This window comes from Intrasporangium oryzae NRRL B-24470 (genome assembly GCF_000576595.1).
Lineage (GTDB): Bacteria > Actinomycetota > Actinomycetes > Actinomycetales > Dermatophilaceae > Intrasporangium_C > Intrasporangium_C oryzae.
Window position 1 is genome coordinate 44,185 of record NZ_AWSA01000008.1, and the last position, 24,659, is coordinate 68,843.

A 24,659-nucleotide genomic window follows, 5' to 3' on the forward strand; every position below is an offset into this window, starting at 1 on the left:
TCACCGAGCTGGGCGGCATACCTCTGCCCGAGGTGGCGAGACCCGGACGCCCGCGGCGCCGAGGGCTGGATGGATGGGGCGGTGGGCTCGGCGCGTTTCATGCGCTGCGGATGAGGCGGACGCTGCTCACGCGGCGAGACAGTCCACGTGGAGGACTCGAACGCCGGCCCCCGGGTGCCCACTCGCACCCACGGCGCTCGAGCGCAGAGCATCGGGAGGCGACGTGAACGCCATGGAGTCCAGGGTGCAGGCTCGAGCCGGCCGGCGGCGCCGCAGGGTGGTGAGCTTGGGACTGGCCCTCGCCCTCGTCCCGCTCGCCGCAGGGTGCGGCGGCCAGCAGCAGCAGCGGACCGCCCAGAACCTGTGCAGCCAGTACAAGCAGCTCGTCGCGAAGGCCGACCAGGTGCGGTCGCTCGACGTGCGCACCGCGACGGCGGAGGCCATCCAGTCACGGGCCGACGCCGCGCTCGCGAAGCTCGACCAGCTCCAGGCCGTGACCGAAGGCCGTTACGACACCCTCATCTCGACCTTGAGGACCGCGATCACCGACGTCAGGCAGGCCGCCGTCGAGGCGGGCAGCGGGTCGACCGGGACATCGAACAAGCAGCTACAGGACACCCTGCAGAGCCTCAACGAGGCCTTCGCGACGCTGAAGCAGCGTCTCGACACCGAGTGCACCGCAGCCTGAGCAAACGGGCAGCCACGGGACACCCCAGAGAAGGAGACGGAGATGAGCGTGAGTTTCGTGCTCGAGGCACTCGTTGTCCTCGGAGCGATCGTCATGGGTACCCGGGCCGGCGGAGTCGGCGTCGGGTTGTGGGGCGGCCTGGGCACGTTCGTGCTCGTCTTCATCTTCGGTGAGCCGCCCGGAGAGCCGCCCGCCGCCGCGATGGCCATCATCCTGGCCGTCGTCCTGGCCGCGTCGATGATGCAGGCGTCGGGCGGGATCGACTGGATGGTCGCCGTCGCAGCCAAGGTCATCGAGCGGCACCCGAAGCAGATCACGCTCATCGCGCCGCTGACGGCGTTCGCCTTCTCGATCGGCGCCGGGACGAGCAACATCATCTACCCGCTGCTGCCGGTCATCTACGACGTGTCGTACAAGAACCACATCCGGCCGTCGCGGCCGCTCACGGTGACCGTGGTCCAGTCGGGCATGGCCCTGGCGGCCTCGCCCGTCTCGGCAGCCATGGCTGCGATGCTGACCCTCACCGACGTCGAGCCCTACAACCTCGGGCTGACCCAGATCCTCGCGATCACGATCCCGTCCTGCATCATCGGGATCGTCGTCACGTCGCTCATCGTCAACCGGATGTGGAAGGACCTCGACGAGGACCCCGAGGTCCAGGCGCGGATCGCCTCCGGCGTCCTGGCGGCCCCGACCGCCGCCGCGGCAGCGATGCCCGCCACTGTGGCCGTGGGCGGCCCGGCGAGCTCGAACACCCCGGCATCCGGTAGCGGCTCCGGCAGCGCCGGAGCAGGTGGCACCGGAGCAGGTGAGACCGGAACCGAGGGCACCGTCGCCCCCGGGCCGTCGGCCTCGTCCCAGCTCACCTACACGGCCGCGGGCCGCAACTCGGCGCTCGTCTTCCTGCTCGGCGTCGTCGTCATCGTCCTGCTCGGCCTCTTCCCCGACCTGCGGCCATCCTTCGAGGTCGAGGGCGAAGGCGCCGTGGCCATCGACATGACGACGACGATCGTGCTCGTCATGTTCGTCGTGGGCACCCTGATCCTCTTCGTCGGGCGCCCCGACGTGAAGACGGTCCCGGACATGTCGGTCTTCAAGGCCGGCATGGTCTCGGCCATCGCCCTCTTCGGGATCGCCTGGTTGACCGCGACCTTCATCTCCGCGCACGAGGAGTACATCGTCAGCACCGTGGGGGCCTGGGTCACCGACTGGAAGTTCCTCTTCGCCCTGGCCGTCTTCCTCGTCGCCGCCCTGACGACGAGCCAGTCCACGGCGACGCGGACCATCGTCCCGATCGGGCTCGCCGCCGGCCTGCCCGCCGGCGTCGTCACCGGCATGTGGGCCGGAGCGCTGAGCGGCGTCTACACGCTGCCCGCCAACGGCACCCAGATCGCCGCTGCGAACTTCGACCTGTCGGGCACGACCAAGCTCGGGTCCAAGCTGTTCGACCACAGCTTCTTCATCCCGATGCTCGTGATGTCCGTCGTGACGGTCGCCGTTGGTGCCCTCATCGGAGGTGTCTTCTTCTGACCGAGCCGACGTGACCTGAGGTGACCCAGCCGAGCCGAGAACGGAGAGTAGAGACAACCATGGATGTGCACGAAGTCGTGAGCAAGGCCACCGAGCTGATGCCGGGTCTGGTCAAGGACCTGGAGACCCTCGTCGCCATCCCCTCGATCGCCTTCCCGGGCTACCCGCCCGAGCCGGTGGAGGAGATGGGACGAGTGACCCTCGAGCTGTTCCAGAAGGCGGGGTTCAGCAACGCCGCCCTCATGGACGTCCCGAGCGGCTACCCGCCGATCTACGCCGAGATCGCCGGTCCGGAGGGCTCGCCCGTGGTGGTCCTCTACGCCCACTACGACGTCCAGCCGGCACCGCCGGAGCAGGGCTGGACGTCCGACCCCTGGGTCGCGACGCGCAAGGACGACGGCCGGGTCTACGGGCGCGGGGCGGCCGACGACATCAGCGGGCTCGTCGCGCACCTCGGGACGCTGCGGATGTTCGACGGCCAGCCGCCGTGCACGGTCAAGCTCATCCTCGAGGGGATGGAGGAGACCGAGAGCAACCTCGAGGCCTTCGTCGAGGCCCATCCGGAGCTCTTCGCCTGCGATCTCTTCGTCGTCTGCGACATGGGCAACCTCCGGGTCGGCGAGCCGGTCTTCACGACGGCCCTGCGCGGTGACGTCGCCTGCATCGTCACGGTCCGCACCCTCGAGCACGCTCTCCACTCGGGCGTCTTCGGCGGCCCGGCGCCGGACGCGATGATGGCGCTCGCGCGGCTCCTGTCGTCGCTCCAGGACGACGACGGCAACGTCGCCGTCGAGGGGGTCACGACCGGCGAGTGGCCCGGCGAGCAGTTCGCCGACGAGGACTTCCGCTCGAGCGCGGATGTCATCGACGGGGTGGCGCTGACGGGCACCGGTCCGGTCGGCGACCGGCTCTGGATGCACCCGTCGATCAACGCCATCGGCATCGACATGACCCCCATCGCGACGTCGTCGAACGTCCTCATCCCCGAGGCGAGGGCGAAGATCTCGATGCGGATCGTCCCCGGCGCAAACCCCGAGAAGGAGCTCGACGCCCTCGTCGCGCACCTCGAGTCGCACGCGCCGTGGAACGCCCAGGTCGAGGTGCAGCGGACGAAGGCCGCCCCGCCCTTCCACTGCGAGACCGACGGACCCGCCTACGACGCGGCCCGCTGGGCGTTGGAGCAGGCGTTCGGCAAGCCGGTCGGCGAGGCGGGCTCCGGCGGGTCGATCCCGCTGCTCCGAACCCTCCAGCAGGCGGCGCCCGACGCCGAGTTCATCCTCTGGGGAGCGGAGGACACCGCCCTGTCGCGGATCCACGCCTCCGACGAGAGCGTGGACCTCGGGGAGATCGAGCGGCTCGTCGTCGCGCAGACCCTGCTGCTCCAGCGCCTGGCCGGGCGCTCGCCTGCGTGACCCGGCCCGAGGACGACGTATGCCGCCCAGCTCGGTGAGCTGGGCGGCATACGTCGTCGGGTGGCTGGGACGACCCGGTCAGCGGTAGTTGGTGAAGGTCAGCGCGACGTCGAGATCGGCGGCCTGGAGCATCCGCTGGACGGCCTGGAGGTCGTCGCGCGACTTGCTCGTGACGCGCAGCTCGTCGCCCTGGATCTGCGACTTGACGCCCTTCGGGCCCTCGTCGCGGATCAGCTTGTTGATCTTCTTGGCGTTCTCCTGCGAGATGCCCTCCTTGAGCGGGGCATCGAGGTGGTACTCCTTGCCCGAGAGGCGCGGGCCGGCCTCGGGGACGTCGAGGTGCTTGAGGCTGACCTTGCGCTTGACCATGTGGGTCTGCACGACGTCGAGGACCGCCCTGCAGCGCTCCTCGGTGCTGGCCTTCATCTTGATGACCTCACCGGCGAGCTCGACCGACGCGCCGACGTTCTTGAAGTCGTAACGCGTCGCGAGCTCCTTGGCCGAGCTGTTGACCGCGTTGGCGATCTCCTGCTTGTCGTACTTGCTGACGATGTCGAACGAGGAGTCGGCCATCGTGGCTCCTTCCGGTGGGGGTCTCGGGGTTGCTCTGGGGGTGGTCGGCGGCGGGCCGCGACACGTCAGGATGCCGCATGGATCCCGATTCGGCGCGCGCCCGATCTCTTGCTATCCTTCCAGACGCACCACGGCAGGTTGTCCGAGCGGCCAATGGAAGCGGACTGTAAATCCGTCGCGAAAGCTACGAAGGTTCGAATCCTTCACCTGCCACCATGTGCTCAGAAGGGCCCCTGACCTGCGGAAACGCGGGTTCGGGGCCCTTCTGCCGTTGACCGGCGCTGTCCGGCTGGAACCGGCTCCACACGGCGCTCCACGGGTGTTAGGGGGGCACTGGTGGGGAAGTTGGCGCCCCCATCCGCCCTGCGCCGGTCGGCACGCTGCGCATGGGGGATGGAGAGATGGTGGAGGCGTTGGCCGCGAGCAACGAAACTGTCCAAATCTGATCGTTATCCTGTTCAATCGTGCAATAGCGCGCATAAACTGCGCACCGTGATGCGCGAAGCGGTGGTCGGGATCGACGTCGGCGGCACCCGGATCAAGGCCGCCTTGGTGACCCCGACGGGCGACGTCCTGGCCGAGACGGTTCGTCCCACTCCTGCGGGCGTCGGACCACGGCTCGGCGAGGTCTCGGTCCACGCGGTGGGCGAGCTCACCGGCGCTGTGGCCGGCGCGGTCGACGTGCTTGCCGTCGGTGTCGCAGTCCCCGGCCTTGTCGACGAGTTGGCCGGGATCGGAGTCTGGTCGGCCAACCTCGGATGGCGCGACCTCGACCTGCGCGGCACCATCGCCGCCCACGTCGACGTGCCGGTGGCGATCGGCCACGACGTCCGCTCCGGCCTGCTCGCCGAGCATCGGCTCGGCGCCGCGCGCGAGGCCGACAACGTTCTGTTCGTGCCTCTGGGCACAGGGCTCGCGAGCGCTATCTTGTGCCGCGGCAAGCTCGTCACGGGGGGCCTGTGGACCGGTGAGATCGGCCACGTCATCGTCGTCCCCGACGGGCCGCTGTGCGGATGCGGACAGCGCGGCTGCCTCGAAGCACTCTCGAGCGCGGGGGCCATCGGACGCCGCTGGTCGCAGGAGACTGGCATCGTCGGCGATGCCCAGGAGGTCGCCCGGCGCGCGGAGGCCGGCGAGGAGGTCGCTCGCCGGGTCTGGCAGGAGGCGATCGAGACCCTCGCCATCATGGTCGCCCCGGTCGTCGCGGCTGCCGGCACCGAGCTCGTCCTCATCGGCGGCGGCCTCGTGCACGCGGGCGACACGCTGCTGGACCCGCTGCGCGCCGAGCTGACAGCTCGGCTGGGCCGAGACGATGTGGCCGTCGAGGCGGCCGCCCTCGGAGATCGTTCCGGCTCGCTGGGCGCGGCGACGATCGCGCTCGACCTCGTCGGCCGATGATCATCACACTCACTCCCAATCCGGCCATCGACATCACGTATGCCGTCCCGACCGTGATGCTTGGCGAGTCGCATCGCGTGGAGGAGGTTCACGAGCGGGCGGGCGGCAAGGGAGTCAACGTCGCTTCCGTGCTGACCGGGCAGGGGCGGTGCGCCGTCGCAGTCGCACAGGTGGGCAGCGACGAGCTGGCAGACTTCGCCACCGACCTCTCTGACCGGGGCCTGAGTCATCGCCTGGTCGAGTCTCCGTGTCGCACACGCAGATCCGTGGCGGTTGTCGACGATCGGGGGCAGGCGACCCTGTTCAACGAGGCCGGCGAGGCCCCGCCCGACTCGGTGTGGGCTCGTGTGTCGGAGGCCGTGGCGGCACTTGCTCCACAGGCATCCGTCCTGACGATCTCGGGCAGCCTGCCGGCTGGAGCATCCGACGATCTCGTCGAGACCCTGACAAGGGAAGCCATTCGCGCGGGGCTGCACGTCGTGCTCGATGTCGGCGGCCGGCCGCTGGCGCGCGCCCTCGGTGCCCGGCCGACTCTCGTCAAGCCCAACCGCTCCGAGGCGGCGGCGACCCAGCTCGGCCGGCCAGGCCCTGCCTCGTCTGGTCCTGCCTCGTCTGGCCCTGTCTCGTCGCGCTCTGTCTCGCCCACGGCTCGCGACCTCGCCTTCGCGCTTGCCGACCACGGCGCCCAGGCGGTGGTCGTCACCGACGGCGAGAACGGCATACAACTGCTCCACGACGGCGTCGAGCTCCGAGCCTGGCTCCGGGAACCCCTGAAGGGCAACGCAACCGGAGCCGGAGATGCGCTGACGGCTTCGCTCGCCGCCGACATCGAGACGCTCGGCGGCCTGCCTCATGGGCGGGACGCCTGGGCCGAGGTGTTGAGGCGCGCTGTGGCGTGGTCCGCGGCAGCCGTCCTGCAGCCGATCGCCGGCGCCGTCGACCCGAGGGACGTCGAGCGCCTGCTGTCGAGTTTCGAGATCGAGGAGAGTCTCGTATGACGCTCGTGAACCTCGGGCAGGTGCTCGAGCCGGCGCGCGCGGAGGGGCGCGGGCTTGCCGCCTTCAACGTCATCCAGATCGAGCACGCCGAGGCGTATGCCGCGGCAGCCGAGAAGGTGGGCCTGCCCGTCGTCATGCAGATCTCGGAGAACTGCGTCCGCTACCACGGCTCGCTAGCGCCGATTGCCGCTGCGACGCTGGCCATCGCAGCCGCCTGCGACCAGCCGGTCGTCGTGCACCTCGACCACGCCGAGGATGTCGGCCTCGTCGAGGACGCCGTGCGGCTCGGTCTGACGTCCGTGATGTACGACGGATCCCGACTGTCAGACGTCGCGAACCGCGCCCAGACGCGTCGCATCGTCGAGCTGTGCCACGCCCACGCCGTCAGCGTCGAGGCGGAGCTCGGAGAGGTCGGCGGCAAGGACGGGGTGCACACGCCGGGGGCTCGCACCGACCCCGGAGAGGCGGCGCGGTTCGTCGCCGACACCGGGGTCGACGCACTCGCGGTCGCGGTCGGCAGCTCGCACGCGATGACCTACCGGACGGCCCTGCTGGACACGGATCTCATTGCCGCACTGAAGGACTCGGTGCCGGTGCCACTTGTACTGCATGGTTCGTCGGGGGTCGCCGATGACGGGTTGGTGGCAGCGGTGCGCGCCGGGATGACCAAGGTGAACATCGCGACGCATCTCAACCAGGTCTTCACCCGTGCCATGCTCAGCCGGCTCGAGAGCACGCCGACGGTCGACACGCGAACGTACCTCGGAGCGGCGCGGGATGCGGTCGCCGATGAGGCCGCGAGGCTGATGCGCCTTCTGGCAACCGCATGACCCGGCCGGAGGTCACAGACGGTGTTTGAGTCAGGTCAGGTCAGGTCAGGTCAGGACGATGCTCCGGGTGAGGTTGCGCGGCGCGTCGGGGTCGAGACCGGCGGCCTCGGCGCGGGCGAGACACAGCCGGTGCAGCCGCACGAGATCGGCCATCGGGTCGAGGTCGCGGTGCTCGAAATGGGCACCTGTGCCGCGTACCTGCTCCGCAAGACCCTCAGGCACCCGGCCGAACGCCCACACCGCCCGCCCGGGAGCGGCGATGCTGATCGGCCCGTGTCGGTACTCCATAGCGGGGTAGGACTCGGCCCAGAACTGGGAGGACTCGCGGAGCTTGAGGGCCGCCTCGTTGGCGATGCCGTTGCTCCAGTCGCGGCCCAGGAACGTCAGCTGCTCGACCGTCAGGAGCGGGCCGAGCGCGGTGGTGATGTCCTCGCCCAGGACGGCGCGCGCCTGCGCCACCACCGGAGCGAGGTCCTCGCCGAGGGAGGCGCGCAGAAGCGCGAGAGTCGTGGTCGCGAAGCGGGTCTGCACGACCGACTGCTCGTCGACGTCATCGAGCAGGATCGTCGACGCGGAGGCTTCTGCGACAGGGGTCCCTGGGGTGGCCACGATCGACACGTGAGGCACCCCGGCGGCGCGCAGCTGCTTGACGACGGCGATGACCTCTGTCGTGGTGCCCGACCGACTGATGACCACCACCCGGTCGTAGTCGCGTCCGAGCCGGTGCTCAGAGGCGGCGAAGGCGTCGGTGACCCCCAGCCCGAGCGACTCACGCCGGGCGGCATACACCTGCCCCATGAACCACGACGTCCCGCAGCCGATCGTCGCGACCCGCTCGCCGGGCCGGGGCAGCGATCCACTGAGCTCGTTCAGGCGCGCGACCGTGCGGGCCCAGTCGTCGGGCTGGGTGGCGATCTCTCGGGCGAGATGAGTGGTCTGGGACATGAGGCGGCTCCGGATCGTCAGGGGCGGAACTTCAGAACTACGGCACTGCGCACGACAGAACTGCAGAACTTCGTCACTTCAGAACTACGGGCTACAGACCCGGCAACGTCGCACTTGATCATGTCTGCGCGAATGACAGCCTAAGCGCGCAGCAATGGTCATGTCCACGATTGCGGCCGCACGGTAGGGTCGGCGCGTGAGCGATGAGACCGACCTCGCGCGGAACCCGGCCAGCAGGTGGTCGATCATGCTCGACCGCCTCGCAACGTCCGGCCGGCTCGGAGTGGGGGAGGCGGCGGAGCTGCTCCGGGTCAGCGAGGCGACGATCCGTCGCGACTTCTCCGAGCTGGCGAAGCGGCAGCTCGTCGAACGCAACCACGGCGGCGTCGTCGCGACGTCGCTCGCGTACGAGCTGCCCTACCGGTATCGCAGCAGCCTCGGCGACGACGACCGCGCTCGCGTCGCCGACGCCGCGGCACGGCTCGTCCAGCCGGGCCAGGTGATCGGCCTCAACGGCGGCACGACGACAACCGTGACGGCGCGCGCCATCACCGGGCGGGAGGACCTCGCGGCCGACGGGGGCGAGATCACTCTCGTCACCAACGCGCTCAACATCGCCACGGAGGCGGTACTTCGCCCGCACATCCGGTGCGTCTCTCTCGGCGGCGTCGCCCGGCCGGAGTCCTACGAGGTCACCGGCCCGCTCGCGACCCTGGTGCTGCGGCAGCTGTCGCTCGACGTCGCCTTCGTCGGGGTCAACGGTCTGACCGCCCGCGAGGGCGCCACGTGCCGCGACGAGGCCGAGGCGGCGATCATCCGCACGATGATCGAGCGCTCCAAGCAGGTCGTCTGCGTCACGACCGCCGACAAGCTTCGCGTACGCACCTTCGCAGCCATCTGTCCCGCCGGGCGGATCGACCATCTCGTCACGACGGTGGGCGCCGACCGCGAGGAGGTCGCCGCCCTGCGCGAGGCCGGCGTCGAGGTCCACCTGGTCTGACAACCGATTGGCCAGAACCCACGTGGCCAGGATCCGTGTGGCCGCGAAACCGCTCGGCGTGGAACCCCTCAGACGACCTCGACGGTGACGCCGGCGGCCCGCAGGTCGGCCACGGCGGCGGGGTCGGCGGAGTCGTCCGTGACGACCAGGTCGATCCGGCTCGCCGGGCAGATGCGGGCGAACGCGCGGCCGCCGAGTTTGGCACCCGTGGCGACGACGATCACTCGTTCGGCGCGCTGCACCATGAGCGAGTTGATCCCGGCCTCGCCCTCGTGCTGGCACGTGGCGCCAGCCTCGGCCGAGACGGCGTCGACGCCGATCACCGCCGTGTCGAGCCACAGCTCGCCGAGGACCATCGAGGCAAGCGGGCCGCTCAGCTCGTACGACTCCGGCCGCGCCACCCCGCCCAGCGACACACAGCGCACGAACGGTCGGAGCACCATCTCGGTGGCGATGTTGAGGGCGTTGGTGACGACGGTGATGGCGGGGCGCGCTGACGACATCGCCAGGTCGGACCGCGCGGCCAGACGGCGTGCGACAGCGCTCGTCGTCGTCCCGCCGTTGAACCCCACGACCGCCCCCTCCGTCGGGATGTCGGCGGCGTAGGTCGCGATCCGCTCCTTGGCGCCGTCGCTGGCGGCCTCCTTGTACCGAGCTGGCAGTTCGTACGCAACGGCCGTCGCGACGATGCCGCCGTGGGTGCGGGTCGCCAGCTGCTGCGCGGCCAGGTCGCCGAAGTCGCGCCGGACTGTTGCCTCGGAGGCGCCGAGCGCCTCCGAGGCTTCGGCAACGCTCAGCCGGCCGCGCTCGGCCAGGAGTCCGAGCAAGGTGCTCCAGCGCGAGCCGCGGTCAGCGGCCCTGGGCTGTCGTGCGGTCATACCCGCTCCAGGACGGTGATAGGGGTGCCCGTGGTTGCTGATTGCGGTGGTCGAGTCAGAGCTTCGCCGCTCTGGCGGTCGCGTATTGCGCGCGACACACTGGGGAGGAGTGGCTGGGTTCTGCTGCGTTCCTGTCGCCAGGGGGCCCTTGGCTGATTGATTTCGATCGGGTGGGGTTCAAACCAGTCGAATCTAATCACAGATCACTGTGAAAGGGAACGCGGCCCCGTATCCGGGGACCCGGCCCGGACGGGTCGCTTGGGCGCGTCGTCCCACGGTGGGCGCGCCTCGGCGACCTGCTGTTCAGCGGTATGCCGCACGTGCGCCACTGCTCGCCGGCCCGGCCCGCGGTGGGCACGCCTCCTTACTTCAGCGTGCCCTGGGAGAGGGACCCCTGCAGCTGTCGCTGGGAGAAGATGTAGACCGCCAGCACGGGGACGATGGTGATGACCACGGCAGCGAAGAGCTGGCCGAAGTCCACGGCATACCCTGCCTGTGAGGCGAACCGCGCCATGCCCTGGGACAGCACGTAGTTGTCCTCGTTGGTATTGAGGGCGATCGGGAGCAGGAACTGGTTCCACAGGCCGAGGAAGTTGAAGATGGCGATCGCCACGATCCCCGGCCGCGCCATGGGGACCATGACCTGCGCGAAGGTGCGCCACTCCCCGGCCCCGTCGAGCTCGGCGGCTTCGGCGATCTCCTGCGGCAAAGCGCGGAAGAACGGATAGAGGAAGAAGACCGTGAACGGGAACGCGAACGCGACGTAGGTCGCGATGAGCCCGGGCAGCGTGTTGAGCAGCCCGACGTTCTTCAGCACGAAGAACAGCGGCACGATCGCGAGGAAGATCGGGAACGTCAGGCCGGCAAGGATGAAGTAGTAGACCACGCCGCTGCCGGGGAACGGGTACCGCGCGAGGGAGTAGGCCGCCGCGGAGCCCAGGATCATGACGATGACCAGCGCCGAGGTCACGACGATGACCGAGTTGAGCATGTACCGGCCGATGTGCGAGTCGGTCCACGCGCCGATGTAGTTGTCGAAGCTCCAGTGCTGGGGCAGCGCGAGCGGCGACTTGAAGATCTCGCCGGTGGTCTTCCACGACGACAGGAACACCCAGACCAAGGGCAGGATGACGATGATCGACCAGATCGCGAGGACGATGTGCGACACGGCGGTGACGGCGCGGTCGCCCCTCGGCGCCGGGCTGGGCTCCTGCTCCTTGGGTGCCTTGGCGTCCGAGGCGGTGCGGGGCGGGTTTGCGACGCCCATCAGCGGTCCTTCCCCTTGGTCAGGCGGTTGACGAGGAAGACGACGGCCGCGAACAGCAGGGTCAGGACCGCGAGGACCACGCCCATGGCGCTCGCGAGGCCGAACTGGCCCTTCTTGAACGCGGTGTTGAACAGGTCCTGGGTCATCGTCAGGGTGGAGTTCTGGGGGCCGCCGCTGGCGTTGAGGGCCGCCATGTAGACGAACGCGTCCAGCGCAAGGATCCCGAGGTAGATGTACGCGGTCTGGATCGTGTCGCGCACCATCGGCAGGGTGACCATCATGGTCATCCGGAACCGGCCGGCGCCGTCGACCCGGGCTGCGTCGTACAGCTCGGACGGGATGCCCTTGATGGCCGCGATGAACAGGACCATGTAGAACCCGACGAAGCCCCAGATGATGACGAACATCGACACCGGCATTGCGGTGCTGACCTCACCCAGCCAGGCGAACGAGGTGAACTGGTCCAGTCCGATGCCGGTGAGGAGCCCGTTGACGAGCCCGCTGGACGGGTCGAACATCTGCGACCAGATCAGGCCGATGACGATCGCGGGGATGGTGTACGGGAAGAACGAGACTATGCGGTAGAACGAGGAGCGGCCCAGGCCCCGGACTGCGCCGGTGCTCGACCCTCCCACGGTCACCAGGGTGGCCAGCGCCAGCGCCAGCGCGATCGTCACGAACGGTACGACCATCGCCAGGAGCAGGTTGTTGCGGACGGCCTGCAGGAAGGTGTCGTCGTTGAGCAGGGCCTCGTAGTTGGAGATGCCGACGAAGTCGAAGGTGTCCGAGAACCCGCTCCAGTTGGTCAGCGAGTAGATGAACGCCTGGGCGAACGGCCACAGGACGAACACCGCATAGAACACGAACGGCAAGCCGAGGGTGATGAGGACGAAGCCCCGGCGCGACATCGGCATACGTCGGCGACGCCGTCGTGTCACCGCCGCCGGCGTTCCGGTCTGTGGAATAACTGCGGTCATGGGCTACTCCCCTTTGCTGCGAAGGGTCGGCTGGTGCCTCGAGCACGGCTGCCAGCCCACCCGCCACCCACAGGTGGTGGACACGAGTGTGCCCGGCCCGGCAGTGTCGCGCCGGGCCGGGCACTGGGTCACTTGACCTCGACCTTCTTGACCGAGGGGTCGTTCGCAACCTTGTCGGTGATCTTCTGCAGCTCCGTGGTGAGGGCGGCTGCGTCGATCTGCCCTGAGAGGAACGCGTTCCACGGGACCAGCTGGTCCTGGTTCATGCCATAGACGTCGACGAAGTTCCACGTGAACACGTCGGTGCCGGCGTCCTGGAGCATCTTGCCCTGCGACTGCAGCGCCGTGGAGCCGAACCCGTCGGCGGGAACGGTGTCCTTGACGATCGTCGGCGCGAGCTTGGTCTTGGCGAAGTTGGTCGCTGCCTCCTTGGACAGCATCGCCCGCAGGAGCTCCTTGCCACCGGCGGGGTTCTTGGCCTTGCTCGGGACGACGAACGGCTCACCAGCCGCCGAGTGCAACGCGGTGTAGGGCATCTTCGAGCTCGACGTGACGGTCAGCTCGGGTGCGCCGGTCATCTTGAAGCCGTCCTTGGTCTGCTTCTTCATCTCGTTCTCGATCCACGAGCCCGAGGGGTAGAGCAGGGCGGCCTGGTCGTTGCTCCACTGGGCCTGAGCAGCGGTGAACTGGGTGCCCGCGCCGCCCGGCTTCATGTAGCCACTCTTGATGATCGTCTCGAGTGCCTTGAACACGCTCTGGACGGCCGGTTGCTTCCAGGCGTCGGGCTTGAGGTTCTCCAGCGAGAGCCGCACCTCGTCGCCGCCCTCCTTGATGGCCGAGGCGATGCAGAGGGTCTGGTAGTACGTTGCTGCCTCCTTGCCCCAGAGCATGAGGTACTTGCCCTTGGCCTTGGCCTTGGCGCCGAGGGCGATCGCCTCGTCCCAGGTCTTCGGCACGGTCCAGCCGTTCTGCTCGAAGAGGGAAGCGGAGTACCAGATCGCGTAGACGGTCTGGACGTAGTTGATCGCTGCGAGCTTGCCGTTGATGGTGCCCGGGGCCTCGACCCCTGGGTACAGGGTGTCCTTGATCGTCGTGCCCTCGAGGTTCTTGGCCTGGAACACGTCGTTGAGGTCTTCGAGCTGGTCGACGATGGTGTTGAGGCCAATCGCGTTCGCGCCGGAGTTGTCGATGAGATCCGGCGGGTTGCCACCGACGAACCGCGGCTGCAGCTCCTGAGCGATCTGCGTCGAAGGCTTGACCGTGGCCTTGCTGCCCGGCTGCGCCTTCTCGAGGACGCCGGCGGCGAAGGTGACGTAGTCGAAGCCGTAGCCACCATTGAAGATGATCGCCTCGACCGTGCTGTTGGCGGCCATGCCGAACGGGTTCTTGTCGCTCTTGGTGCCGCCCGCGGCGCTGCTGTTCGTCGTGCCGCCACCGCTACTGGTCGCACAGCCGGCGAGGGACAGCGCGGGCAACACCACACCACCCGCCAACGCCAGTCGCAGGATCGTGCGCCGATCAACCTGGTTGTTCCGAGGATCCATCCGCTCCCTACTTCCTAGGTCGCGCGAGGCCCGGTGCCCCGCCACGTGCTTGGCGACACGTTGGGTGCCGTGATCCCACATCGTGCTGTCACGTGATCGATTGCGTCAAGGATCTTGACGTAATCAATCAATAACAATCAGACTCCGTTCGTGACCGCACCCGGATCCGCTCCTTATGCGCAACTCCGGTCAATTGCCGTGACCGGGTCGCTCCCCGGCACGGTGAGCCTTCTGCCGGCTCTCACGCCGGTGCGCGGGTCGAGCACGACAAGGGTCAGCGAAGAGGCCCCTGCGGACATGATGGAGCGGGTCCTGCGCGGCCGCATCTCGTCGCCGCTCCCTTACGGCGTCCTGAGCGACTACGACCGTGCGGACCACACCGTGCAGCTTCCGGCCATCGAGCTGGCCAACGGCCAGGCACGCGCCCTGGTGCTGCCGTCGCTCGGCGGCCGGCTCTGGTCCTTGATCGACGAGGCGAGCGGGCGGGAGCTGGTCCATCGGAACCCACGACTGCGCTGGGCGAACTTCGGGCTCACGGACGCGTGGTTCGCCGGCGGCATCGAGTGGAACCTCGGCTCGACCGGCCACAGCACCACGTCCAACCTGCCGGTGCACGCCGCCGTCCTGGACACGCCCCTCGGCCCGGTGGTGCGCCTCTGGGAGTGGGAGCGGACCCGCGACCTCGTCCTCCAGGTCGATCTGTGGCTCAGCGACGCCCGCCTGATGGCGTCCACCCGCGTGCTCAACCCGGACCCCGAACCCAAGCCCCTCTACTACTGGACGAACATCGCGGTGCCAGAGACGCGGGGGACCCGGGTGCTCGTACCGGCCGACACCGCGTGGCGCACCGACTACGCGGGGGTGCTCGAGCGGGTGTCCGTGCCGTTTCCCGACGGTGAGGTCGACGTCAGCGTGCCCAGCGCCAGCCGGTATGCCGCCGACTACTTCTACGAGGTGGGTGACCAGCACGGCCGTCTGGTCGCCGCCGTGGAGCCCGACGGTCGGGGGATCGCCCAGACGTCCACAGCCGCCCTTCGCGGCCGGAAGCTGTTCCTGTGGGGGAACGGCCCGGGCGGCCGGCGCTGGCAGGACTGGCTGGGCATCACGGGGACCCGCTACCTGGAGATCCAGGCTGGTGTCTGCCCGACCCAGCTCGAGCACGACCTCCTCGAGGGGTACGCCAGCAGGACGTGGACGGAGGCGTTCGCGCCGCTCGAGCTCGACCCGTCCGTCGTTGCGGCGGACTACGGCGTCGCCGCACAGGCGGCTCGCGACGCGGTCCATGCGGCCACCCCGCCCGCCTGGCTCGCTGCCCAGCACGACCGGTGGCTCCACGAGGTGGCCGACCTCGGTCCCGGTGAGCTGGTCCACACCGGATCGGGCTGGGGCCGTGTGGAGCTCGCACTCCGTGGGGCGCCTCAGCTCCCGGGGACACCGTTCCCCGAGGTCGCAGACGAGAGCCTGCCCCTGCTTCGGTTCGTCGAGACTGACGACCCCACTGCGCTCGACGACATCGACCCGCAGCGACCGACCCTGCCCGTCGTCTCGGACAGGTGGGTGGCGCGGTTGTCGGACGCCGTCGAACGAGGGGCAGGCTGGTGGGCCCGCTACGCACTCGGCACGGCACGGCATCTGCGCGGGGACCTGGACGGTGCGCAGGCGGCATACGGTCGCAGCGCCGAGCTGCAGCCCACCGCGATGACGCTGCGCGGTGAGGCGCTGCTCGCCGGCGACGCGACGACGCGCGACGAGCTGTATCGGCGTGCCTGCGCGCTCGCTCCCGACGACCGTCGGCTCGCGGTCGAGCGGCTCGTGGCCCTGCTCGACGCGGGCCGATCGGAGGACGTCGTGGCAGCGGTGGCCGGCCTCCCCGAGGCGGTACGCGAGCACGGGCGCACCCGGATGGTTCTGGCCGAGGCGATGGCCGCACTGGGGCAGGACGCGGCGGCGCTCGAGGTGCTCGAGAGGCTCGAGGTGCCGGACCTCGCCGAGGGCGACCGGACCCTCGCCGAGCTGTGGCAGCGGCTGTGCCCCGGGAAGCCCGTGCCACGGCCCCTCGACTTCCGGATGTCGCCCGGGCCCGGCAGCGACCAGACTTGACCCAGTCCGACGATAGGAGAAGCGAATGTGGGCGAACGCCCCCGATGACATCGCGGCATACGCCGCACAGGTTGGCACCCGACTGGACGCGATCACCCGGCTCGCCTCCGACGGTGGTCTGGACCGGGCAGTCACCCTCCTTGCCGACTGCATCGCTGCGGGCGGGGTGATCCACGCGTTCGGCACCGGGCACTCCGAGGCGTTCGCGATGGAGATCGCAGGTCGGGCCGGCGGGCTCATCCCCACGAACAAGGTCGCCCTTCGCGACGCCGTCCTCTATGGATCGCACACGCTCGCGGAGCTGAACGGCCGCCCCCCGCTGGAGCGGGACCCGCATATCGCCGACGACGTCTTCGCGACTGTCAACCGGCAGCCCCATGACGTCTTCGTCATCGCGTCCAACTCCGGTGTCAACGGGTCGATCGTCGGCCTGGCCCTCCTGGCGCGCGAGCACGGCCACCCTGTGATCGCGGTGACGAGCATGGAGCACACGGCTCGGGTGTCGCCCAAGCACCCGAGTGGGCAGCGACTCGCTGAGGTGGCCGACGTCGTCATCGACAATCTCGCGCCATACGGCGACGCCACCCTCGACATGGACTTCGACGCCCGCGTCGGGGCGGTCTCGTCGATCACGGCCGCCTACATCGCGCAGCTGCTCACCATCGGGGTCGCCAGGACGCTCGCGGAGCGAGGAGAGCAGACGCCGCTCTATGTGTCCGCCAACATCCCTGGCGGGGACGAGCACAACAACGTGATCGAAGCGCGCTACGAGGGCCGGATCCGTCGTACTGCCTGACCTGTCGAACCTGCGCGCATCACCGAGTGGAGCCTCGCCGAGTGGAGCATCCTGAGTGAGAGAGCCCGGAGTACTGCTGGCCATCGACGCGGGCGGGTCGCACACGCGTGCGGTCGTGGTCTCCGCCGACGCCGATTGCCTCGGCTACGGCGCCTCCACCGGCGGAAACGCCACGGCGGTCGGTGCCGACCGGGCCCTGGCAGCCCTGGCCGAGGCCGCGTCGACGGCCCTGACCACTGCCGCCCTCGGACCTGAAGCGGTGGGCCAGGTGGTGCTGGCGGCGGCAGGCGAGGAGTATCTGCTGAATGAGCGGACCGTGACGCAGGCGCTCGCCGTGCCGGCAGCCGAGTACACGAGAGCGTCCGACATCCTCGCGATGTACCACTCCTCGGCCGTCGAGCCTGCCGGAGTGGCGCTCGTCGCAGGCACCGGGGCCGTTGCCGGCCGTTTCCGAAACCTGGTCACCGAGCGCCGGGTCGACGGGACCGGGTGGCTGCTCGGTGACCGGGGATCGGGCTTCTGGATCGGCCGCAAGATCGTGCGCGCCGTCGCCGCCGACCTCGACGAGGCCGGTGAACCTACCGAGCTGACGCGCCTGGTGGTCGAGGAGCTCGGCCTGGAACCGGCGCAAGGAGACCGGTCGGCGCTGCTCGCGGCCCTGGTCAGCTGGGCCTACAACGGCCAACCGGTGCGGCTCGCCCGGCTGGCTCCGCTGGCGTTCCGTGCGGAGGCCACCGACGAGCAGGCGGCCGCGATCACGGCGGAGGCAGAGCTTGCGCTGGCCAGGACTCTTCGCCTGGTCCGCGACGGACACGACGAGCTGCCCGTCGTCCTCGGGGGAAGCGTGGTCGTCCAAGGAGTCCTCCGCCCGGGTCGGCCCTCGGGCGGTGCACTGAAGAGGGAGCTTGCGGGCGCCGACGTCCGAACGGCGCACGACGGCGTGGCCGGTGCAGCGATCGTCGGGTTGCTGCACAGCAATGCTGTCGTCGACAGCGACACCCTGGCCCGGCTCACGCGGTCCATCGACGAGCTGAGAGCAGCTTCGTCCTGATGTGTGGTGCCAAAGGGACACTCTGGTCTGCCTTTGGCCCCACACAGTCGGTTGGTGTCGTCCCTACTGATTCCGAGGGCAGGTCGGCCTGCCTCTGACTGCCCCCGAGTTCACGCCTGCTGGGCGCGAACGGCTTCACCTTCCCGGCTGGTCGTCATGGTGGCCGACGGTGCGGTGCGGGGCCAGGTCCAGGCGTCCCGCATGATGACGGCGAGGAGGAGGAGTTCCAGTACGACTCCAAGGCCGTAGAAGAACAGCCAGGACTCGCCCGCCACGTTGAAAGCCGTGACGGGGACGTAGAGGGAGGCCACGACGAGGTTCGCGATGCGGTTCGCCCGGGCGGGCAGCGTCATCGACAGGACGACCATGAAGATCGGGACGGCCACGAGGGTCAGCGCCGTGGTCGAGAAGGTCTGGGAGAGGTCGAACTCGAAGACCTTGCCGTCGAGGATGTCCTTGATGACGCCGGGCGTGAAAAAGTTGAGAATGTCCACGTAGGCGTACAGGAACATGAAGCTCGTCCACGTTGCGGCGAGCTTGGCTCTGACCGGGATCCGCTCGTCTTCCAGTGCGGCGGTGGCGGGGTGACGCGTTGTCATCATGGGCTCCGTTGTGGTGGTGAGGATCGGTAGGTCCACGATCCCTGAGCCCGGCGGCGGGGCACATCGGCCCGGAGGCTGGAGTTCACCTGGCCGATGGCACGGTCTCTCTCTCGTTCTTTCGGCGGGTACGCCGAGGCGCGGCGATCCCTAGGCTGGAGCCGTGGTCACTGTCCGGCGCTCCACCTGGCATGAGCCGCGGCCTGCTGACGCCCCACCGATCGGTCGGCTCGACTGGCTGCTGGCGGGCGTGTTCGCGGCCGCCGCCTTGGTCGAGGGCATCGTTCGGCCGGAATTGGCCTGGCGGCCCCTGGTGACGGTGCTCGCCCTGGCCCTGATGCCTGCCCTGCTCTGGCGCCGGGAACGGCCACTCACGGCCGCCCTGGTCGGGTGGGGCGTCGCCGGGCTGCTCTCGGTCCTGCAGCTGACTGCGCACGCCGAGGACCTGGGCCTCTATTCCATGATGGCCGTCCTGATCCTGCTCTACTCCCTGGTGCGGTGGGGCTCGGGGCGGGAGGTGGTTTGGGGGACGGCGTTCGTGACAGCCGTCGTCGCGCTGGCGATGTACGCCTCCTCAGCGGGCTGGGCCGACATCTTCGGAGGGAGCGTCCTCTTGCTGTTGTTCGTCGCCCTCGCTGCGGTGTTCCGCTACCGCGCGGACCTCTGGCATCGCCAACAGCGCGAGATCCGCAATGAGGAGCGGGTGGCTCTGGCCCGCGAGCTGCACGACACCGTGGCCCACCACGTCTCGGCCATCGCGGTGCAGGCGCAGGCCGGTGGCGTGGTCGCCGGCACCCAGCCTGAGAGGGCTGCCGAGGTCCTGGCCGCGATCGAGTCTGAAGCGTCGCGAACCCTGGCAGAGATGCGATCCATGGTGCGGGTGCTGCGTGAGGAGGACGCCGTCGCCTACTCACCGCAGCGCGGTGTCGCGGACCTGCCTGCTCTGGCGCGCGCCGACGCGACGCCCACCGTCGAGGTCTCGCTGGACGGTTCGTTGACCCGGCTGGCACGACCCGTGGACACCGCGCTCTACCGGCTCGCGCAGGAGTCGCTGACCAACGCCCTACGGCATGCCCGGAGTGCGACCCGCGTCGGGATCGAGGTACGCCGGGAGGGCGACGCCGTCCGGCTGCGAGTGAGCGACGATGGACAGGCCGAGCCGGGGCCGGCCCCGGACCCGGGGTTCGGGCTGCTGGGCATGGCCGAACGCGCCCAGCTCCTCGGCGGATCACTCTCCGCGGGACCGGGACCCCAGGGTGGCTGGGTCGTCGAGGCCGTGCTGCCGGTGGAGGCGCTGGCGTGAGCATCCGTGTCGTCGTAGCCGACGACCAGGACCTGGTCCGCACTGGGCTCGTGATGATCCTCGGCGCGCAACCCGGCCTCGAGGTCGTGGGGGAGGCAGCAGACGGGCTGACAGCGCTCGACGTGGCGACGCGGCTGCGTCCCGATGTCCTCCTCGTCGACATCCGGATGCCTGGGCTCGACGGCATCGAGGTGACGCGGCGCCTGGCCGGGCCAGACGTGACGGACCCGATGGCGGTCATCGTGATCACCACCTTCGACCTCGATGAGTACGTCCTCGGCGCGCTGCGCGCCGGCGCCCGCGGCTTCCTGCTCAAAGACGCCGGGCCGGCGCTCCTCGTGCAGGCCATCCACGCGGCGGCCAACGGGGACGCGCTGATCGCCCCCAACGTCACCCGCCGACTGCTGTCGACCTTCGCCGACCAAGCGCCGGTGATGCCGGTCCAGCCCGTCGACCCGCTCACCGAGCGCGAGGAGGAGGTGCTCGCGCTGGTGGCACGGGGCCGGACCAACGCCGAGATCGCCACCGAGCTCTTCATCGGCCTGAGCACGGTCAAGTCCCACGTCGCATCGTTGATGACCAAGCTCGGCGCCCGCAACCGCGTCGAGATCGCGATGTGGGCCTACGACACCAGACGCGCGAGAGCCGACTAGCACCAGCCAACCGAGGCCGATGGCTGCGAACCAGTCGAGTCCGAGCGCCGCGCAGCCGAGCATGACACCGGCGTGAACCATTCGACCCCCGCTCCGTCGCGAAAGCTACAAGGGTTCGAATCCTTCACCTGCCATCAGTGCCCCGAAAGCCCCTGAACAGCGGAAACGTCGGTGAGGGCCTCTGGCATCGGCGCTCAGGACATGAGCTCGCGCCATGCCGGCTCGTCGTCGGGCATCCACGCAGGGCCCGCCGTCGCACTCTGGTCCAGCGACAGCCAGGAGTGCTGTTCCGCCAGCCCCACGGCGACCTCGATGAGCGTGGTCGTTGTGGCGGCGACATCGTCGGCACGCCACGCCAGTGACCAGGGGTAGTAGGGCTGGATCTCCTGGGGCCAGAACATCCGCATCCCGACATCGACGTACTTCTCTGCATAGCTCAGGAACTCGAGGTAGCGGATCCGCGTCGGGGCTCGCCGCACCTGGGCCACGCAGAAGCTGAAGGCACCGGGCGTCCCGAGCCACCGCATCTCGAGACCGAGTCGATCCTGCAGGGCGGTGAGGTACTGCCCGTGTGCGTTGTAGGTGCCCGAGTCCGGTGGATCGCCGAAGACGTGCAGGGGTCTTTCGTGGAACGACGCCGTCGGAACCGTGTCGTCGCCGCCGGATCCCACGAGCAACAGCGGCTCGAGCCGCAGCAGCCGGTGACGCCACCCGCTCGGGTGGGCGGCCTGCATCCGGGGCGTGACGCGCAAGATGGCGACATCGAGGCGCCCGTGCAGCAGGGCATTGAGCTGCGTGATGCTGTCCATCGCGTGCTCGCGCAGCTGGATGTCCGGCTCCGCCCGGGCGAAGGCGTCGGCGACCAGTCGGCTCGTCGACAGCTCGAAGACGTGGGCGATGCTGACGCCGTCCTGACGGCCGGGTTGGGTCATGCTGTCGGCGAGCGCGAGCAGGCGTCTGGCGTCGCCGAGGAACTGCTGCCCCCGGGCGGTCAGCGCGACATGCCGACTGTCGCGAACGAGAAGAGTCTCGCGCAGCTGGTCCTCGAGCTTGCGGATCTGCTTCGACAGAGCGGGCTGGCTCACATAGAGCTGAGCGGCCGCCCGACCGAAGTGCAGCTCGTCGGCCAGGGCCACGAAGTAGCGCACCAACCGCAGGTCCAGCTCCATGTGAGCTCCTCCCCGGGTCGCGGCGCCTGGTGGGTCCAGGCCGGCTGTGTGCCGCGACCTCCCCACGCTAGTGACCCTGCCGTCCTCCGTGGAAGCCGTCATGGTTATCGATCCGCGCGCAACGGGTCTTGGACTCCGGTGGCAGGCGCCGTCAGCCTTGGAGCTGTCGCACCGTGCGACAACCCGGTCCGCGTCCTTCGGCGGACCCTGTCGAAAGGCACATCATGGACCAAGCCCAGCGTCCCGTCGTCTTCATCCACGGTCTTTGGCTCCACGCCACGAGCTGGGGCCCGTGGGTCGAGGTCTTCCGCGAGTCGGGATACGCACCGATCGCCCCAGGCTGGCCCGGGGAGGCGGAGACTGTCGAGGCGGCGAGGCAGCATCCTGACGACGTCGCCGGCCTCGGGATCGACGACGTCACCGACCACTACGCGAAGATCGTTGAGGGCCTTGGGGACGCCCCGGTCGTCATCGGGCACTCGTTCGGCGGGCTCATCGCCGAGAAACTGCTCGGGCAGGGCAAGGCCGCTGCCGCCGTCGCGATCGACCCCGCCCAGATCAAGGGGGTGCTGCCGCTACCGCTCGCCCAGCTGCGGGCCGGACTGCCCGCGCTCGGCAACCCGGCCAACCGCAACAGGGCAGTTTCACTGACCGCCAAGGAGTTCCGCTTCGGGTTCGGAAACGCCGTCAGCGAGCAGGAGTCGGACGACCTCTTCGAGCGGTGGACCGTCCCGTCGCCCGCCAAGCCCCTCTTCCAGGCGGCGGCGGCCAACTTCTCTCTGCACTCGGAGGCCGCTGTCGACACGGCCAACAACACGCGTGGCCCGCTCCTGCTGATCTCCGGCCTCGAGGACCACACCGTCCCGGATGTCGTGACGCGGTCGACGCTCAAGCAGTACCGAAAGTCGACCGCCGTCACCGAGCTGCGACAGTTCGAGGGCCGCGGGCACTCGCTCACGATCGACAACGGATGGAGCGAGGTCGCCAAGGCCGTGCTCGGCTGGCTCGACGAGCAGGGGCTCTGACCCGTGGACCTCGGTCTCGCCGGGAAGGTCGCCATCGTCACGGGTGCGAGCAAGGGGATCGGCCTGGCGATCACCCGAGTGCTCGTCGATGAGGGCTGCAGGGTCGTGGCAGGTGCCCGTGACGCCTCCGCAGAGCTCGACGCGCTGGGCAGATCCGGCACGGTCACCTACGTAGCCGCCGACCTCAGCGAACCCGATGGGGTCGCGTATCTGGTCGACGCGGCCGCCGGCCTGGGTCGCCTCGACATCCTCGTCAACAATGTCGGGGCGGTCACGCCGCGGCTGGACGGCTTCGCCGCGGTGACCGACGAGCAGTGGGCGAACTCGTACACCCTCAACCTGATGGCCGCCGTCCGCACCACCCGGGCAGCGCTTCCGATGATGCTCGCCCGCGGCCGCGGCGCCATAGTCTCGACGAGCTCGGTCAACGCGACCCTGGCGGACCCGTCGGTCATCGACTACAGCGCCGCCAAGGCCGCACTGCGCAGCTTCTGCAAGTCGCTGTCCAAGGAGCTCGGGCCGCACGGCATACGCGTCAACACCGTCAGTCCCGGGCCGGTCTCCACCGACCTCTGGCTCGGTAGCGACGGCGTCGCTGCCGCCGTGGCGGCCCGACAGGGCACCGACCCCTCCTCCGTCGCCGCCGCGGCGGCGCGGGACTCGGTGACCGGACGTTTCACCCATCCGGACGAGGTGGCCAGGTTGGTCGCCTTCCTGGCCAGCGACGTCGCCGGCAACATCACCGGCGCCGACGTCACGATCGACGGTGGACTCATCCCGACGACCTGAACAGCTCAGGTGCTGAAGGCGCGGGTGCCACGTGAGGGCTGCCGGTTTCGGGTGACGTGCAGTCGATTGACAGATGACCGCCACCGCGGCTGGCCCCAGAGTCGGAGGAGTTCGGCAGCGTGGTCTTCCCGCCCGCTTCGAACGCCCGGCCGGCCGCAGCAGTGCGCCGGCGCCACCCCTGCCCAGGAGGTTTCCCATGCCAACCTTGACCGTCGGTCACGAGAACGACCACGACATCGAGATCTACTACGAGGACCACGGCTCCGGCCGCCCCGTCGTGCTCATCCACGGCTTCCCGCTCGACGGGCGCTCGTGGGACAAGCAGGCACGCGTCCTCCTCGAGACCGGCTACCGGGTCGTGTCCTACGACCGACGCGGATTCGGCAAATCGAGCAACACGACCGTGGGCTTCGACTACGACACCTTCGCGAACGACCTCGCCGCACTGATCGAACACCTCGACCTGCGCGATGCCGTGCTGGTCGGGTTCTCGATGGGCACGGGAGAGGTCACCCGATACCTGTCCAGGCATGGTTCCGAGCGGGTCGCCAAGGCGGTCCTGATGGCGTCGGTTCCTCCCTTCCTGCTCAAGACCGACGACAACCCGGACGGGGTCGACGGCTCGGTGTTCGAGGGGATCAAGGCGGCGATCATCGAGGACCGACCCGCCTACTTCAAGGCCTTCCTCGACGACTTCTTCAACGTCGACGTGCTGGGTGGCACCCGCATCAGTGAACCGGCCTGGCAGGCCGCCTTCGCGATGGCACTGGCAGCCGGGCCGTACGCCACGTGGGCCTGCGTCGACACCTGGCTGACCGACTTCCGGGCCGACGTCGGCAGGATCGACGTGCCCACGTTGCTCATCCATGGCGACGCCGACCGGATCCTGCCCTACGAGGCGACGGCAGCGCGGCTGCCGGGCATGATCGCCGACCTGCAGGTGGTCACCGTCGCTGGTGGCCCGCACAACATCGCGTGGACCCATCCGGACGTCGTGAACCCGGCTCTGCTCGACTTCATCAAGGGCTGACCTGCGGCCGCTGACGCGCGATCCCCGCGCCGACCCGACAGCCCGCTCTCGCCGCGCCCATAACGTTCAGCCGGTGCGGCGAGAGCGGGCGCGGTCAGTGCCGG

General features: G+C 69.4%; 23 protein-coding genes and 1 tRNA gene. 16 read left to right on the top strand and 8 right to left on the bottom strand.

What is annotated here, in order from left to right; all coding sequences use genetic code 11:
- Positions 1–286 precede the first annotated feature (286 nt).
- From N865_RS05035 to N865_RS05045, 3 genes are read left to right on the top strand one after another with little or no spacing between them, the layout of a single operon-like run.
- The gene (locus tag N865_RS05035) at positions 287–688 is read left to right on the top strand and encodes a hypothetical protein (RefSeq protein ID WP_157557567.1); all 402 of its coding nucleotides are present in this window, start codon (positions 287–289) and stop codon (positions 686–688) included.
- Between the two features lie 42 nt (positions 689–730).
- Positions 731–2,218 carry an anaerobic C4-dicarboxylate transporter family protein gene (locus N865_RS23450; RefSeq protein ID WP_034802281.1) on the top strand — a complete coding sequence of 496 codons (1,488 nt, stop codon included), beginning with the start codon at positions 731–733 and terminating at the stop codon, positions 2,216–2,218.
- Between the two features lie 59 nt (positions 2,219–2,277).
- Positions 2,278–3,630 carry a M20/M25/M40 family metallo-hydrolase gene (locus tag N865_RS05045; protein ID WP_034802284.1) on the top strand — a complete coding sequence of 451 codons (1,353 nt, stop codon included), beginning with the start codon at positions 2,278–2,280 and terminating at the stop codon, positions 3,628–3,630.
- A gap of 78 nt (positions 3,631–3,708) precedes the next feature.
- Here the strand turns inward: N865_RS05045 and N865_RS05050 are convergent, their stop codons facing one another.
- Entirely contained in the window at positions 3,709–4,203 is a 495-nt protein-coding gene (locus N865_RS05050) for a YajQ family cyclic di-GMP-binding protein (protein ID WP_034802287.1), read from the bottom strand.
- 132 nt (positions 4,204–4,335) lie between these two features.
- Here N865_RS05050 and N865_RS05055 point away from each other — a divergent pair.
- The 4 genes from N865_RS05055 (at position 4,336) to N865_RS05070 (ending at position 7,429) form a co-directional block, all read left to right on the top strand.
- Positions 4,336–4,419: transfer RNA gene (locus tag N865_RS05055), tRNA-Tyr, on the top strand.
- 279 nt (positions 4,420–4,698) lie between these two features.
- Complete coding sequence (locus tag N865_RS05060; protein ID WP_034802289.1) at positions 4,699–5,601, top strand: ROK family protein; 903 nt, start codon at positions 4,699–4,701, stop codon at positions 5,599–5,601.
- The gene (locus tag N865_RS21615; RefSeq protein WP_051510199.1) at positions 5,598–6,599 is read left to right on the top strand and encodes a 1-phosphofructokinase family hexose kinase; all 1,002 of its coding nucleotides are present in this window, start codon (positions 5,598–5,600) and stop codon (positions 6,597–6,599) included. The genes N865_RS05060 and N865_RS21615 overlap by 4 nt, the downstream gene beginning before the upstream one ends.
- Positions 6,596–7,429 carry a class II fructose-bisphosphate aldolase gene (locus tag N865_RS05070; RefSeq protein WP_034802293.1) on the top strand — a complete coding sequence of 278 codons (834 nt, stop codon included), beginning with the start codon at positions 6,596–6,598 and terminating at the stop codon, positions 7,427–7,429. The genes N865_RS21615 and N865_RS05070 overlap by 4 nt, the downstream gene beginning before the upstream one ends.
- A gap of 45 nt (positions 7,430–7,474) precedes the next feature.
- Here the strand turns inward: N865_RS05070 and N865_RS05075 are convergent, their stop codons facing one another.
- Entirely contained in the window at positions 7,475–8,374 is a 900-nt protein-coding gene (locus N865_RS05075; RefSeq protein ID WP_034802296.1) for an SIS domain-containing protein, read from the bottom strand.
- A 196-nt stretch (positions 8,375–8,570) separates the two neighbouring features.
- Between N865_RS05075 and N865_RS05080 the strand changes: the two genes are divergently transcribed.
- On the top strand, positions 8,571–9,374 hold the full coding sequence (locus N865_RS05080; RefSeq protein ID WP_051510202.1) for a DeoR/GlpR family DNA-binding transcription regulator: 804 nt from the start codon (positions 8,571–8,573) through the stop codon (positions 9,372–9,374).
- Positions 9,375–9,442: 68 nt separating this feature from the next.
- Here the strand turns inward: N865_RS05080 and N865_RS05085 are convergent, their stop codons facing one another.
- From N865_RS05085 to ngcE, 4 genes are all read right to left on the bottom strand, one after another.
- Entirely contained in the window at positions 9,443–10,252 is an 810-nt protein-coding gene (locus N865_RS05085; protein ID WP_051510205.1) for a DeoR/GlpR family DNA-binding transcription regulator, read from the bottom strand.
- Positions 10,253–10,616: 364 nt separating this feature from the next.
- Positions 10,617–11,519 carry a carbohydrate ABC transporter permease gene (locus tag N865_RS05090; protein WP_034802299.1) on the bottom strand — a complete coding sequence of 301 codons (903 nt, stop codon included), beginning with the start codon at positions 11,517–11,519 and terminating at the stop codon, positions 10,617–10,619.
- The gene (locus N865_RS05095; protein WP_034802303.1) at positions 11,519–12,496 is read right to left on the bottom strand and encodes a carbohydrate ABC transporter permease; all 978 of its coding nucleotides are present in this window, start codon (positions 12,494–12,496) and stop codon (positions 11,519–11,521) included. The genes N865_RS05090 and N865_RS05095 overlap by 1 nt, the downstream gene beginning before the upstream one ends.
- A 128-nt stretch (positions 12,497–12,624) precedes the next feature.
- Positions 12,625–14,040 (bottom strand): N-acetylglucosamine/diacetylchitobiose ABC transporter substrate-binding protein, encoded by a 1,416-nt coding sequence (ngcE, locus tag N865_RS05100; RefSeq protein WP_034802304.1) that lies wholly within the window; start codon positions 14,038–14,040, stop codon positions 12,625–12,627.
- Positions 14,041–14,337: 297 nt separating this feature from the next.
- Between ngcE and N865_RS05105 the strand changes: the two genes are divergently transcribed.
- Genes N865_RS05105 through N865_RS05115 form a run of 3 tightly spaced genes read left to right on the top strand, consistent with a single transcriptional unit; the run spans position 14,338 to position 17,987 of the window.
- Positions 14,338–16,140: a DUF5107 domain-containing protein gene (locus tag N865_RS05105; RefSeq protein WP_051510207.1), complete on the top strand. Its 1,803-nt coding sequence runs from the start codon at positions 14,338–14,340 to the stop codon at positions 16,138–16,140.
- 25 nt (positions 16,141–16,165) lie between these two features.
- On the top strand, positions 16,166–16,936 hold the full coding sequence (locus N865_RS05110) for a sugar isomerase domain-containing protein (RefSeq protein ID WP_034802306.1): 771 nt from the start codon (positions 16,166–16,168) through the stop codon (positions 16,934–16,936).
- Positions 16,937–16,991: 55 nt separating this feature from the next.
- Positions 16,992–17,987: an N-acetylglucosamine kinase gene (locus N865_RS05115; protein WP_084327959.1), complete on the top strand. Its 996-nt coding sequence runs from the start codon at positions 16,992–16,994 to the stop codon at positions 17,985–17,987.
- Between the two features lie 110 nt (positions 17,988–18,097).
- Here the strand turns inward: N865_RS05115 and N865_RS05120 are convergent, their stop codons facing one another.
- Entirely contained in the window at positions 18,098–18,589 is a 492-nt protein-coding gene (locus tag N865_RS05120; protein WP_322786052.1) for a DUF6326 family protein, read from the bottom strand.
- A 160-nt stretch (positions 18,590–18,749) separates the two neighbouring features.
- Here N865_RS05120 and N865_RS23705 point away from each other — a divergent pair, with 160 nt between their 5' ends.
- Complete coding sequence (locus tag N865_RS23705; RefSeq protein WP_034802318.1) at positions 18,750–19,889, top strand: sensor histidine kinase; 1,140 nt, start codon at positions 18,750–18,752, stop codon at positions 19,887–19,889.
- Positions 19,886–20,542, top strand: a complete 657-nt coding sequence (locus N865_RS05130) for a response regulator (RefSeq protein WP_034802320.1) — start codon at positions 19,886–19,888, stop codon at positions 20,540–20,542. The genes N865_RS23705 and N865_RS05130 overlap by 4 nt, the downstream gene beginning before the upstream one ends.
- A gap of 194 nt (positions 20,543–20,736) precedes the next feature.
- Here N865_RS05130 and N865_RS05135 read toward each other — a convergent pair whose 3' ends face one another.
- A complete protein-coding gene (locus tag N865_RS05135; RefSeq protein ID WP_034802322.1) occupies positions 20,737–21,711 on the bottom strand; it encodes a LysR family transcriptional regulator in 975 nt (324 codons plus the stop codon).
- A 224-nt stretch (positions 21,712–21,935) separates the two neighbouring features.
- On the opposite strand from N865_RS05135, the gene N865_RS05140 reads away from it, so the two are divergent.
- The 3 genes from N865_RS05140 to N865_RS05150 all read left to right on the top strand — a co-directional run bounded on the left by N865_RS05140 (position 21,936) and on the right by N865_RS05150 (position 24,555).
- Positions 21,936–22,736 (top strand): alpha/beta hydrolase, encoded by an 801-nt coding sequence (locus N865_RS05140; protein WP_034802324.1) that lies wholly within the window; start codon positions 21,936–21,938, stop codon positions 22,734–22,736.
- Between the two features lie 3 nt (positions 22,737–22,739).
- The gene (locus N865_RS05145) at positions 22,740–23,525 is read left to right on the top strand and encodes an oxidoreductase (protein WP_034802326.1); all 786 of its coding nucleotides are present in this window, start codon (positions 22,740–22,742) and stop codon (positions 23,523–23,525) included.
- 196 nt (positions 23,526–23,721) lie between these two features.
- A complete protein-coding gene (locus N865_RS05150) occupies positions 23,722–24,555 on the top strand; it encodes an alpha/beta fold hydrolase (RefSeq protein WP_034802329.1) in 834 nt (277 codons plus the stop codon).
- Positions 24,556–24,659: the final 104 nt, after the last annotated feature.